The sequence below is a fragment of the Arenimonas sp. genome, assembly GCF_019459675.1.
In the GTDB taxonomy this organism is placed as follows: Bacteria; Pseudomonadota; Gammaproteobacteria; order Xanthomonadales; family Xanthomonadaceae; genus Arenimonas.
Map to the genome: position 1 here is coordinate 1 of NZ_JAIBFH010000173.1, position 12,122 is coordinate 12,122.

General features: G+C 70.4%; 10 protein-coding genes and 1 pseudogene. 8 read left to right on the forward strand and 3 right to left on the reverse strand.

What is annotated here, in order from left to right:
• Positions 1-234 precede the first annotated feature (234 nt).
• The 3 genes from gltX to K0M70_RS06060 all read left to right on the forward strand — a co-directional run bounded on the left by gltX (position 235) and on the right by K0M70_RS06060 (position 3,438).
• Entirely contained in the window at positions 235-1,635 is a 1,401-nt protein-coding gene (gltX, locus tag K0M70_RS06050; RefSeq protein ID WP_290780628.1) for a glutamate--tRNA ligase, read from the forward strand.
• A gap of 64 nt (positions 1,636-1,699) precedes the next feature.
• Positions 1,700-2,188: a transcriptional repressor gene (locus tag K0M70_RS06055; protein ID WP_290780631.1), complete on the forward strand. Its 489-nt coding sequence runs from the start codon at positions 1,700-1,702 to the stop codon at positions 2,186-2,188.
• On the forward strand, positions 2,164-3,438 hold the full coding sequence (locus K0M70_RS06060) for a succinylglutamate desuccinylase/aspartoacylase family protein (RefSeq protein WP_290780634.1): 1,275 nt from the start codon (positions 2,164-2,166) through the stop codon (positions 3,436-3,438). Before K0M70_RS06055 ends, K0M70_RS06060 begins: the two co-directional genes overlap by 25 nt.
• Before the next feature lie 19 nt (positions 3,439-3,457).
• Here the strand turns inward: K0M70_RS06060 and K0M70_RS06065 are convergent, their stop codons facing one another.
• On the reverse strand, positions 3,458-5,548 hold the full coding sequence (locus K0M70_RS06065; protein WP_290780637.1) for a TonB-dependent receptor: 2,091 nt from the start codon (positions 5,546-5,548) through the stop codon (positions 3,458-3,460).
• A gap of 73 nt (positions 5,549-5,621) precedes the next feature.
• Between K0M70_RS06065 and K0M70_RS06070 the strand changes: the two genes are divergently transcribed.
• A complete protein-coding gene (locus tag K0M70_RS06070) occupies positions 5,622-6,032 on the forward strand; it encodes a MerC domain-containing protein (RefSeq protein ID WP_290780640.1) in 411 nt (136 codons plus the stop codon).
• An 83-nt stretch (positions 6,033-6,115) separates the two neighbouring features.
• On the forward strand, positions 6,116-6,298 hold the full coding sequence (locus tag K0M70_RS06075; protein WP_290780643.1) for a 30S ribosomal protein THX: 183 nt from the start codon (positions 6,116-6,118) through the stop codon (positions 6,296-6,298).
• An 82-nt stretch (positions 6,299-6,380) separates the two neighbouring features.
• Here the strand turns inward: K0M70_RS06075 and hutI are convergent, their stop codons facing one another.
• Both hutI and K0M70_RS06085 read right to left on the reverse strand, forming a co-directional pair.
• Entirely contained in the window at positions 6,381-7,664 is a 1,284-nt protein-coding gene (gene hutI / locus K0M70_RS06080) for an imidazolonepropionase (protein WP_290780646.1), read from the reverse strand.
• 29 nt (positions 7,665-7,693) lie between these two features.
• Positions 7,694-8,776: pseudogene (locus K0M70_RS06085) on the reverse strand (CoA transferase); the annotation flags it as partial.
• 47 nt (positions 8,777-8,823) lie between these two features.
• On the opposite strand from K0M70_RS06085, the gene K0M70_RS06090 reads away from it, so the two are divergent.
• The 3 genes from K0M70_RS06090 (at position 8,824) to K0M70_RS06100 (ending at position 12,060) form a co-directional block, all read left to right on the forward strand.
• Positions 8,824-10,131, forward strand: coding sequence for a formimidoylglutamate deiminase (locus tag K0M70_RS06090; protein WP_290780649.1), 1,308 nt, complete (start codon positions 8,824-8,826; stop codon positions 10,129-10,131).
• A 145-nt stretch (positions 10,132-10,276) separates the two neighbouring features.
• Positions 10,277-11,920 carry a serine hydrolase gene (locus K0M70_RS06095; RefSeq protein ID WP_290780652.1) on the forward strand — a complete coding sequence of 548 codons (1,644 nt, stop codon included), beginning with the start codon at positions 10,277-10,279 and terminating at the stop codon, positions 11,918-11,920.
• Positions 11,917-12,060 (forward strand): hypothetical protein, encoded by a 144-nt coding sequence (locus K0M70_RS06100; protein ID WP_290780655.1) that lies wholly within the window; start codon positions 11,917-11,919, stop codon positions 12,058-12,060. Before K0M70_RS06095 ends, K0M70_RS06100 begins: the two co-directional genes overlap by 4 nt.
• Positions 12,061-12,122 lie beyond the last annotated feature (62 nt).

The following is a 12,122-nucleotide window of genomic DNA, read 5'->3' on the forward strand; positions in this document are numbered from 1 at the left end:
GCGGGGGGGGGGGGGGGGGGGCGGGGGGCCCCTGGGCGGGCGCCCCCCCGGGGCCCACGGCGCCGGCAGCCCAGGTTGGCGCAAGCAGCAGGGCGAACAACAGCGTCAGGCGGACCGACATCCGGGCTCCGGGGGTAGGGACGGGACAGACCCCATGATACCCGCCCGTTGGCGCGAGCCGGGCGGCGAATTCCCGTAAAATGCGCGTCCTGCCGTCTTCCAGAGCCTCGCCCGATGACCTGCCGCACCCGTTTTGCCCCCAGCCCCACCGGCTTCCTGCACATCGGCGGCGCCCGCACGGCGCTTTATTGCTATCTGGAAGCGCGCCGCCGGGGCGGCCAGTTCATCCTGCGGGTGGAGGACACCGACCGCGAGCGCAGCACCCAGGCGGCCATCGACGCCATCCTGGAAGCCATGGACTGGCTGGGCCTGGAGTATGACGAGGGCCCCATCTTCCAGACCCATCGGCTGGACCGGTACCGCGAAGTGGCCGAGAAAATGGTCGCCGACGGCACCGCCTATTACGCCTACGAGACCCGCGAGGAGCTCGACGCCGCGCGGGAGGCCGCCATGGCCGCCCAGCTCAAGCCGCGCTACAACGGCTACTACCGCGACCGCAACGAGCCCTACCGCGACGACCCCAACCGCGTCATCCGCTTCAAGAACCCGGTGGGTGGCAGCGTGGTGTTCGACGACAAGATCAAGGGCCGCATCGAGTGGAGCAACGAAGAACTCGACGACCTGGTGATCTTCCGCCCCGACGGCTACGCCACCTACAACTTCGCGGTGGTGGTGGACGACATGGACATGGGCATCACCGACGTCATCCGCGGCGACGACCACGTCAACAACACGCCCCGCCAGATCAACATCTACCGGGCCCTGGGCGCGACGGTGCCGCACTTCGCGCACATGCCGATGATCCTCGACCCCGAGGGCGCCAAGCTCAGCAAGCGCTCGGGCGCCGCCAACGTCATGTCGTACAAGGACGAAGGCTACCTGCCGCATGCCCTGGTGAACTACCTGGCGCGCCTGGGCTGGTCGCACGGCGACCAGGAAATCTTCAGCCGCGACGAGCTCAAGGCGCTGTTCGCCATCGAGGACGTGAACCAGAAGGCCTCGCGCCTGGACCCGGCCAAGCTGGGCTGGCTCAACCAGCACTACCTCAAGACCGATGACCCGGCCGACGTGGCCGTGCACTTCGAGCCGCAGCTGCGCGCCGCGGGTTTCGACCTGGCGAAGGGACCCAAGGCGGCGGACGTGGTGGTGGCGCTGCGCGACCGGGTGCAGACGCTCAAGGAAATGGCCGAACGCGCCGCCGTCTGGTACGAGCCGCTGACCCAGTACGACCCGGCCGCGGTGGCCAAGCATCTGGTGGCCGCCGCGCGCGCGCCGCTGGAGGCCGTGCGTGCGCAGCTGGCAGCGCTGGACGAATGGACCGTTGAATCCGTGCACGGCGCTCTGCAGGCCACCGGCGAAGCGCTGGGCCTGGGCCTGGGCAAGATCGCCCAGCCGCTGCGCGTGGCCATCACCGGCACGCAGGTCAGTCCGTCCATCGACTACACCGTGTTCCTGGCGGGTCGCCATGAGGCGTTGGAGCGCATTGACGCGGCGCTCACACGGATCGCCGACTGAACACAGGCTGCGCCGCCGCCGGCTCTGAATTGATTTAGATCCGGCCAAGGCCCACCCTAGCCACATGGCCAAGCACGCCCACCACGACGACTGCACCAATCCCGAGCATCATGTCCACGACGCCCGCGGGTATCTGCGGGCGGTGGAAGCCGCCTGCACCGAGCGCGGCATCCGGCTTACGCCGCTGCGCGCCCAGGTGCTGGGCTTGATCGCGGACGCAGGCAAGCCGGTGAAAGCCTACGACCTGCTCGACTCCATGAAGCTCGCCAACGGCAGCAGTGCGCCACCCACCGTGTACCGGGCGCTGGAGTTCCTGCTTGAACAGGGCTTCATCCACCGGCTGGCGTCGGTGAACGCGTTCGTCGGCTGCCACCATCCGCAGGAACCGCACTCGGTGCCGTTCCTGATCTGCGACGGCTGCCACTCGGCGATCGAACTCGAGGACGAGCGCATCACGCGCCTGCTCGATGCCCAGGCCAAGGCGCTGGGGTTCCACCCGCGGGCACAAACCCTCGAGGTGCACGGTCTGTGCGCGACGTGCTCGGCGGCATGACGCGGCCCGCGCTGGCCCTTGCCCTGCTGGCTGCGGCGTTCGGCGCGGCTGCGCAGGACTTCCCGGTCGACATCCCCGGCATCACCGCCGACCCCAGCAGGCCACCGCCGGTGGGCCTGCTGTTGCCCGAAGTGGAGCTGCCCGACCTGGTGACGCCGCTGGCCATCCTGGACAGACTGGTGGTGCCCGGCACGCGCCTGCAGCTGGAATGGCGGCCGCGCGGCGGCATCAGCAATGCCGAGATCGCCAGCCCGGTGGTCGTGGCGCGCGGCGCGATGGCGGGCCCGGTGCTGTGCCTCACTGCCGGCGTCCATGGCGACGAGATCAACGGGGTGGAGATCGTGCGCCGCATTTCGCATGCCATCGACCCCACGCGCCTGTCGGGCACCGTGATTGGCGTGCCCATCGTCAACGTCTTCGGTTACTCGCGCGGCAGCCGCTACCTTCCCGACCGCCGCGACCTCAACCGATCCTTCCCGGGCACGCGCCAGGGCAGCATCGCGTCGCGCATCGCCGACGGCTTCTTCCAGGACATCGTCAAGCACTGCGACATGCTGGTGGATTTCCATACCGGTTCGTTCGCCCGGTCCAACCTGCCGCAGGTGCGCGCCGACCTTACCAATCCCGACGTGCTCGAATTCACCCGGGGCTTCGGCGCGACGGTGGTGCTGCACAGTCCCGGCAACAGGGGCATGCTGCGGGTGGCCGCCACGGCCGTGGGCATTCCGGCGGTGACGTTCGAGGCCGGTGCGCCCACGCGGCTGGAGCCGGCGGAGATCGCCGAGGCGGTGGCCGCGATCGATCGCCTGCTGGTGAAGCTGGAAATGCTGGAAGACCCGGACGCCGGCCTGGCGCCGCCCACCGACGTGGCGGCTGTTGCGCTGGAAGCGCCCGAGCCGGCGCCGATCTTCCTGGATTCGCGCTGGGTCCGCGCCAATTCCGGCGGCCTGCTGATCAGCCAGGTGGCGCTGGGCCAGCGCGTGCTGGCGGGGCAGAAACTCGGGCGGGTGATCAATCCGGTGACCAACGTCCAGCGCTATATCCTGGCGCCCGTGGCCGGTCGGGTGATCGGCATGGCGCAGAACCAGGCGGTGTTGCCCGGCTACGCGGCGTTCCACCTGGGCACCGAAACCAGCGAACAGCAGGCGGTCAGCGAAGCGGCCAAGCCGCATGGCCCCGAAGTCGTCGCCGAAGACTCCGACGAACGGCCCGACTCAGTCAAGGAAAGCGACGGCGAGGACTTCGAATAGTCCCCGCCGGCACGGTGCCTCAGAAGGCGACCCGCACGCCCACCGCGAGGTTGCGGCCCGGCAGCGGGGCGAAGTCCTTGAGGTAGGACGTGTGCACGCGGGCGTCCTTGTCGGTCAGGTTGCGGCCTTCGAAGAACGCCTCCCAGCCGGCGCTGCCCACGTCCCAGTGGTAGGCCAGGCCGGCGTCCACGCGCGTGTATCCCTGCGTCGGCGTTTCCAGCGTGGCCACGTCGTCCTGGTCGGCCACGCGCACGGCGCCCACGCGGGCGCGCCAGCCGTCGAGTGACCAGTTCAGGTCGGCGCCCACCCGGCCCGGGGCGATGCGCGGCAGGCGCCCGCCGCCGTCAAGCTTGGCGTCCACGGCGTCGGCGAACACGCTCAGCTGCCACGCGCCGCTGCGGTTTTCGAACAGCTCCACGCTGCCTTCCAGCTCCCAGCCCGTAAACGTGGCGTCGCCCTGGACCCAGGCGCGCACTGGCAGGCCGTCTTCTTCGCCGCCGGTGTCTTCCAGGTACACGTAGTCGCCATAGTTCGACCGGTAAACCGACGCCTTGCCCTCGAACCGGCCCTGATGCAGGTGCAGGCCGATTTCCGCGCTGGTGGACGTTTCCACGTCCAGCCCCGCGTCGCCGATCTCGAAGCTCTGAGTGGCGACGTGCGGGCCGTCCGAGAACAGCTCCTCGGCCGTGGGCGCGCGCTCGGCGCGGTCAAGGTTCACGCTCAGGTGCATCAGCTCGCTGAAGTGCCACAGGCCACCCAGCGCCAGGCTGGTGGCGTTGCGGTCCACGGTTGCACCGTTCTCGGGATCGACGCTGACGCGGTCGTGGCGTGCGCCGAGTTCAAGCTTGAAGTCGCCGAAATCGCGCTCCTGCAGCACGAACAGGCCGATGTCGCGGCTGATGGACGGCGGCACGAACGCCTCGTCGCCGATGGCCGAGAAATCGCGGTGGCCGTACTGCAGGCCCACCGCGCCGCGCCAGCCGTTGATCTCGTTCTGCACCGCTTCGACGCGAGCCTCGGTGCCGATGTTCTCGAAAACGGTGCCCACTTCGTCGCCTTCGAACTCGGTGTGTTCGTACAGGCTGCGCGTAACGCGGTAGTTGATCTCCTGCAGCGGTCCGAGGTTGCGCAGGCCGCCGCGGAACTCGAAGCGGTCCTGGCGCATGTCCAGCCGCACGATCTCGACCTCTTCTTCCTCGTGCTCGCCTTCCTCGTGGCCTTCCTCTTCCCCTTCATGCGCATGGGCACCCGGCGGGATGCCGTAGTTCGTGCGGTATGTGCCGGCGGATGCGCCGAACCAGGCGTCTTCACCGAACCAGCTGGCGCCGATGCCGCCGCCCTGCGTGGTCAGGGCGCTGTTGGGCAGCCGCCCGCGCGCGAATTCGTCCACTTCCTCGCCCTCCGCCAGCTCTTCGGCGATCAGCGCCGGCGAGAAGGCAAAGCCCGGGATCCGGTAGTCGCCGCTTTCGCGGCGGAAGGCATCCACGTGCAGGGTCAGTGCGCCGGCATCGCCGTCGAAGCGGACCATGCCGGTGTTCTCGTCCGCGGCGCTGCCGTGGCGAAGCTCGGCGCGGCCCGAGGCGGCGCGGCCTGCCGGCGCCATCGGGATGCGACCGTCCACCACGTTCACCGCGCCGCCGATCGCGCCGCTGCCGTAAAGCAGCGTCGCCGGGCCCTTGAGTACTTCGATCTGGTCGGCCAGGAAGGGTTCGATGGTGACCGCGTGGTCGGCGCTGACGGTGGACACGTCCAGCGAGCTGGTGCCGCTGCTCAGCACCTGCACGCGCGCGCCGTCCTGGCCGCGGATGATCGGCCGGCCGACGCCGGCGCCGAAGTAGGACGACTGCACGCCGCTCTGGCGTTCCAGCGTTTCGCCCAGGGTGCCGGCGCGCCGGGCGTCGAGCTCTTGGCCGGCCAGGACGGACACCGGTCGCGCGAGGTTGTCGATGGCGTTGCGCAGCGGCGACGCGGTGACCTCGATCGTATCCAGGGTCTTGGCCGTGGTGTGCTCGTGTTCTTCTTCGTCCGGCGCCGCCTGGGCCAGCGCCAGGGCGGGCAAGGCGAGCGCGATGGCGGCCATCAGCGGGGCGAAACGTCGAGGTTGCTTCATTGGCGGGGTCCGGTTGCCTAGGATGGGCTGGAATGTTATATTGTTTCATCAATCGCGCAACCCCCCGGATGTCATGGTCGCCATCGTCAAACGCCGCACTGTGAAACTGCCCGTCTGGGCCGACCGCCTCGGCGCGGGGGGCGCGTTCATCTGCGCCCTGCACTGCGCGATGATTCCGATCGCGCTGGCGCTGTTGCCCACGCTGGGTCTGGGCCTGGTGGCCTGGCACGGCCTCGAGGTCGCCTTCAGCATTTTCGCCACGGTTTTGGCCGTCACCAGCCTTTACCTGGGCTACCGCGGGCACCGGGCCTACCATGCCTGGCTGCTGGTGGCGCCCGGCCTGCTGCTGATCTGGGGCTCGCTGCTTTATCCGCCGCTGCATGCGTCGGTGGTGCCCCATGCGGTGGCGATGACCGTCGGCGGCGTGCTGATCGCGCTGGCGCACCTGGTCAACCTGCGGCTTTCCTGGGGCCACTCGCACTGACCGGCCGGCCCGGCCCGTTTGGTTGGGAAGGCCCTCGGTGATACGCTACGCGCTTAACCGCACATCACAGTCAAGGAATCACCATGGGTAGGGGCGACAAGAAAACCGCCAAGGGCAAGCGTTTCACCGGCAGCCACGGCAATGCGCGCGCGCAGACCAGCAAGAAGCCGACCGGCGTCGCCGCCGCCACGGTGAAGGCCCCGGTGGCCGCCGCCAAGCCGGCCGCCAAGAAGGCTCCGGCCAAGAAAGCCGCCGCCGCCAAGTAATCCTGCAGCGCCCTGGCGCTGCCGCTGCGAAGCCCCGCCCCGGCGGGGCTTCGGCGTTTTGGGGGCCGGGCGCCGCCGCGCGTCAGTCGCAGACGCGACGGCCCGCGATCACCACGCTGTGGGCCAGGTCTCCCGCCAGCCAGTAGCAAAGTTCGGCGGGATGGCCGATGTTCCACTGCACGAAGTCCGCGCGCTGACCCGGCGCAAGCCGGCCGCGGTCGTGCAGGCCCAGCGCCTGCGCCGCGTGTACGGTGGCGCCGCGCAGCGCTTCTTCGGGCGTCAGGCGGAAGTGCGTGCAGGCCAGCACCATGGCCAGGCGCAGCGACTGCAGCGGCGACGTGCCGGGATTGAGGTCGGTGGCGACGGCCATCGGCACCGCGTGCCGGCGGAACAGGTCCAGCGGCGGCAGCCGCGTTTCGCGAAGCACGTGGAAGGCACCGGGCAGCAGCACGGCCACGGTTCCTGTGCGCGCCATCGCACGCACGGAGTCTTCGCTGGCGTATTCGACATGGTCGGCCGACAGGCCGCCGAATTCCGCCGCGAGCGCGGCACCGCCCAGGTCGCTGAGCTGGTCGGCGTGCAGCTTCACCGGCAGTCCGAGCGCGCGGGCGGTTTCGAACATGCGCCGTGTCTGTGCGGGGCTGAAGCCGATGCCTTCGCAGAAGGCGTCCACGGCGTCCACCAGGCCTTCGCCGTGCAGTGCGGTGAGCCAGCCGCAGGCGGCGCCGATGTAGTCGTCGGGGCGCCCGGCGTACTCGGGCGGCAGCGCGTGTGCGGCCAGGTAGGTGGTGCGCACGGTCATTCCCAGCGTCTGGCCCAGCTCACGGGCCACGCGCAGCATGCGGCGCTCGCCCTCCAGGTCCAGGCCGTAGCCGGACTTGATTTCCACCGTGGTGACGCCGTCGGCGCGCAGCGCCCGCGCGCGCGGCAGCGACGCCGCCAGCAGCGCGGCTTCGCTGGCGGCGCGTGTGGCGTTGACGGTGGAAAGGATGCCGCCGCCTTCGCGGGCGATCTGTTCGTAGCTGGCGCCCTGCAGGCGACGCTCGAACTCCTGTGCGCGGTCGCCGGCGAACACCAGGTGGGTGTGGCAGTCCACCAGGCCCGGAGTGATCCAGCGGCCCTGGGCGGAATCCACGCGCGCGGCCAGGTCCGCCGGTGCGCCGGAAAGTTCGCTGCGAGGTCCGGCATAGGTGACCAGGCCGTCCTTCCAGGCCAGCGCGCCGTCGTCGATGGCGCCATAGGCGCCCAGGTCGTCGCGCCGCGTCGCCAGACGCGCATCCAGCAGCAGACGGTCCCAGGGCGGCGCCCGGCGGCCGCTAATAGCACCGCTCCGGCGGCGCGCAGGGCGTCGGCGTCCAGGCAGCATTCGTGCGCTATCTCGTCGCTGTGCTGGCCCAGGGTCGGCGGCGCGCGCTCGAGCCGCCGGGGCGAGGCGGACAGGTTCAAGGGGCTGCCGATCATCGGGATGTGATCGATCTCGATGCGCATGCCGCGGGCCTCAGCCACCGGATGTGCAAGGGCTTGGGTGACGGAGTTGATCGGCCCGGCGGGCACGCCCGCAGCGGCGAACAGCGCCAGCCAGTGCGCGGCCGGCGCCGTGGCGAACAGCGCGGCGAGCTCTTCGCCCAGCGCCTGGCGATGCTCGACGCGCGCAGCGTTGCTGGCGTAGCGCGGGTCGTCGGCCAGGTCGCGGCGATCGAGCGCGATGCAGGCCTTCGCCCAGAGTTTTTCGCTGGCCACGGCCAGTACGAAGGCTTGGTCGCTGGCGCGGAACGCTTCATAGGGCACGATGCTGGCGTGGGTATTGCCGCGCCGCTGGGTGGGTTCGCCGGTGAACAGGGCGCTGCTGCCGATATTGGCCAGCCAGGCCAGCTGGGAGTCGAACAGGGAGATGTCGATGTGCTGGCCCAGGCCCGTGCGTTCGCGCTGCAGCAGCGCCGCCAGCACGGCGGTGGCCGCGTTTTGGCCGGTGGCCAGGTCGGCCACGGCCACGCCCACTTTCGCCGGGTCGCCGTCGGCGGGACCGGTGATCGCCATCATCCCGGCCTCGGCCTGCACCACGAAGTCATAGCCCGGGCGGGTGGCCTGCGGGCCGTCGCGGCCGTAGCCCGATATCGAGCAATACACCAGCCGCGGATTGATGGCCGCCATCGCTTCGTAGCCCACGCCCAGCGCTTCGGCGGCGCCCGTGCGGAAGTTTTCCACCAGCACGTCGGCCTTGCGTACCAGGGCTTCGAGCAGCGGTCGCGCCGCGGGCGACTTCAGGTCTATCGCCAGCGAGCGCTTGTTGCGGTTGCAGCAGGCGAAGTAAGCCGACATGCCGTGCAGGAAGGGGGGGCCGAGCCCGCGGGTGTCGTCGCCGGTGAACGACTCGATCTTGACCACGTCCGCGCCCAGGTCGGCCAGCATCATCGCGCACCACGGTCCGGCGAGGACGCGCGAAAGATCGAGCACGACGATTCCGGTGAGGGCAGCCATGGCCCTAGTGTATGCGGCCCGCGCGACGACATGCCAAACTCCGGCCCATGCCGAACCAGCGCGCCGACCATGCCTTCCTGTCCACCGGCTGGGCCCAGGGCCACGACGAGGCCGTTTCCCCGGGCTCCGACGCGCACGTGCGCTGGCGCCTGGCCGGAATGCCCAACCTGCATTCGCACGCGTTCCAGCGCGCGATGGCCGGACTGGCCGAACGCCAGAGCCATCCCGAAGACAGCTTCTGGACCTGGCGGGAATTGATGTACCGCTTCGCCGGCCGCATCACGCCCGATTCGATGCACGCGGTGGCCACCCAGCTTTACGTGGAGATGCTGGAGGCCGGCTACACCAGCGTCTGCGAATTCCAGTACCTGCACCACCGGCCCGACGGCCGCCCTTATGACGACCCGGCGCACATGTCGCTGGCGCTGGTGGCCGCGGCGCGCGACGCCGGCATCCGCCTGACCCTGCTGCCGGTGCTGTACATGAGCGGCGGCTTCGACGGTCGCGCCCTGTCGGAACGGCAGCGCCGCTTCGGTCATTCCCTGGACGCCTACCTGTCGCTGCTGCAGGCGCTGCGCGCGCAGCAGGACGACACCCTGGCCGTCGGCATCGCCCTGCACAGCCTGCGTGCGGTGCCCCTGGCGGCGATGCGCGAAGTGCTGGCAGCGGTGGGCGGTGAACCGCTGCCGATCCACATCCACATTGCCGAACAGATCGGCGAAGTGCAGGACTGCCTTGCGCTGCGCGGCGCCCGGCCGGTGGAGTGGCTGCTGGCCAATGCCGACGTGGACGCGCGCTGGACCCTGGTGCACGCCACCCACCTGGAAGCGGCGGAAGTGCAGGGCATCGTCCGCAGCGGCGCCACGGTAGCCATCTGCCCGACCACCGAAGCCAACCTGGGCGACGGGCTGTTCCCGCTGCGCGATTACCTGGCTGCCGGTGGACAGTGGGGCATCGGTTCGGATTCGCATGTGTCCGTGTCGCCGGTGGAGGAGCTGCGCTGGCTCGAATACGGCCAGAGGCTGCTGACCCGGCACCGCAACATCGCCGTCAGCGCGTCCCAGCCCAGCACGGGCGAGTTCCTCTACGCCCAGGCACTGCGCGGCGGCCTGCGTGCCTGCGGGCAGGGCGAGCGGGCGGCGGGTGATTTCATCGTGCTCGACGACCGCGCGCCGGCGCTCGCGGCCGCTGCGCGCGGCGACCTGCTCGACCGTTTCGTGTTCGCCGGCAACCGGGGTCTGGTCAAGGAAGCCCATGTGGCCGGTCGGCGGGTGGTGGCCGACGGCCGCCATCACGACCGCGAGCCTGTCGCCCGTCGGTATGCCCAGGCCCTGCGGCAACTGCTGGAGGATTGACCCGCGGCCACCCTTGCCGGCTCGCGGGACGCGCTGGTTGGGGCGGGAACGTACTCCGTCGCCGCCAGGGCCCGTTTCGTCGCAAAGTCCGGCAGCCAGATTCACGCCGGGGCAGTCTGGCTGCACCCCAAACCGGAGCTCCGCCATGAACCCGACGCTCAACGCCCTCGTGATAGCCACCGCCGCCGTCCTGGCCTCGCCCGCGCAGGCAAGCACCGATGCGCAGCTGCAGGCCATCGTCGAGCAGCGACTGCAGGGCGACCGCACCGGCGCCTGCTTCGCGGTGGCCGTGATCGACGGCGGCGTGTCGCGCGCCTATGTCTGCGCCAACGCCGCCCAGACCGGCCGCATCGATGCGAACACCGCGTTCGAGATCGGTTCGGTGAGCAAGACCATGACCGCCGCGCTGCTGGCCGACCTGATCGGTCAAGGCAAGGCTTCGCTGGACGACCCGCTGTCGGCCTGGCTGCCGGAAGGCACGCGGGTGCCTGAGTTCCAGGGCCAGCCCATCCTGATCAGGCACGTCGTCAGCCACACCAGCGGCCTGCCGGCGCTGCCGCCAGGCGTGCCCATCGTCGATCCGAATGATCCCTACGCGGCCGTGGACGCCGCGATGCTGTTCGCGGCGCTGGAGCGCAGCACGCTCGACGCCGCGCCCGGCACGGCGTTCGCATATTCCAACTTCGCCTCGATGCTGCTCAGCGAGGCCGTGGCGCGCCGGGCCGGCACCGATTTCGAAAGCCTGCTTGGCGAGCGCCTTTTCACGCCGCTGGGCATGCGGGGCGCCTATGTCAACACGCGGCCGGAGGGCATACGCGCCGCGGTCGGCCACCTGCCCAACGGCAAGCCGACCCCGCCCTGGAACTTCAAGACCGACCTGGCCGGCGTGGGCGGCGTGCGTGCCACGCTCGACGACATGGTGCGCTACGTGCAGGCGCAGTTGGGCCAGCCGCCGCTGCCCATTGTTTCCGCGCTCGCGCTAAGCCAGCAGCCGGTGGTTCCCGATGGCCAGCCGCCGATGGCGATGAACTGGATGCTCGACGACATCAACGGCCACACTTGGCACGCCCACGAGGGCGGCACGGGTGGATTCTCGTCCCTGGTGGCGTTCGACCGCGAGCGTGGGCGTGGCGTGGTGGTGCTGTCCGATACGGCGCTGCACTCGCTGGGCGGACTGGGCAGCCTGGGCCTGCACCTGGCCGATGCCTCGCAGCCGCTGGGCAAGCCACGCAAGGCGGTGCCCGCGCCTGGTGAGTTGATCGACGCCCTCGTGGGCGAGTACACGCTGCAGGGCGGCATGGCCATGGCGCTGTCACGCGATGGCGATGCCCTGGCTATCCAGGCCACGGGCCAGCCGCGCTTCAGGATGGGTTATGACGACGCGGGCGACTTCTATCCCCTCGATTTCGACGCCCTGCTCAAGCCGCAGCGCAAGGCTGACGGTAGCCACGGCTTCACCTGGCTGCAGATGGGCGGCGCGGCGGCGGCCGTTCGCACCGGCGGCGGCACCAAGCCGGCCCTGCCGATGCCCGCGCCCGACCAGCTGGCGCGGTATGCCGGCGACTATCCGTTGATGCCGGGCTTCGTGCTGAAGGTGTTCGTCAAGGACAGTGCGCTGCACATCCAGGGCACCGGGCAGCCGGCCCTGCCGACGACGGTGGTGGCGGCGGATGTTTTCGCGGTCGACCAGGTGGGCGCCGAGTTCCGCTTCGAGCGCGACGAGGCTGGCGAAGTGAGCGCCGTCACCTTGCTGCAGGGCGGCCAGACACTGCGCGGCGAGAAGCAGTGAGCCCTTACCCGCTGGGGCAGGTACTGCCCGCTGAAGTCCTGGTAGGCGGCGACTGGTCCTGGGCGCGCTATCGCCAGTACCCGGTGTTCAGCGCGCGCTGGCTGTGGGGCCCCCGCCAGCATGCCGCCGCGGGGGTTTAGGGTGTGGGGGCCGGGGTGGGGGTAGGGGGGGGGGCGACCACCCCCCACCCCCCCCCCGGGGT

Coding starts and splice junctions, on each gene's coding strand:
- K0M70_RS06065 (WP_290780637.1), bottom strand. CDS start 5,548: ATGAAGCAACCTCGACGTTTCGCCCCGCTGATGGCCGCCATCGCGCTC.
- K0M70_RS06090 (WP_290780649.1), top strand. CDS start 8,824: ATGCCGAACCAGCGCGCCGACCATGCCTTCCTGTCCACCGGCTGGGCC.
- hutI (WP_290780646.1), bottom strand. CDS start 7,664: ATGCTGCCTGGACGCCGACGCCCTGCGCGCCGCCGGAGCGGTGCTATT.
- K0M70_RS06095 (WP_290780652.1), top strand. CDS start 10,277: ATGAACCCGACGCTCAACGCCCTCGTGATAGCCACCGCCGCCGTCCTG.
- gltX (WP_290780628.1), top strand. CDS start 235: ATGACCTGCCGCACCCGTTTTGCCCCCAGCCCCACCGGCTTCCTGCAC.
- K0M70_RS06070 (WP_290780640.1), top strand. CDS start 5,622: ATGGTCGCCATCGTCAAACGCCGCACTGTGAAACTGCCCGTCTGGGCC.
- K0M70_RS06075 (WP_290780643.1), top strand. CDS start 6,116: ATGGGTAGGGGCGACAAGAAAACCGCCAAGGGCAAGCGTTTCACCGGC.
- K0M70_RS06055 (WP_290780631.1), top strand. CDS start 1,700: ATGGCCAAGCACGCCCACCACGACGACTGCACCAATCCCGAGCATCAT.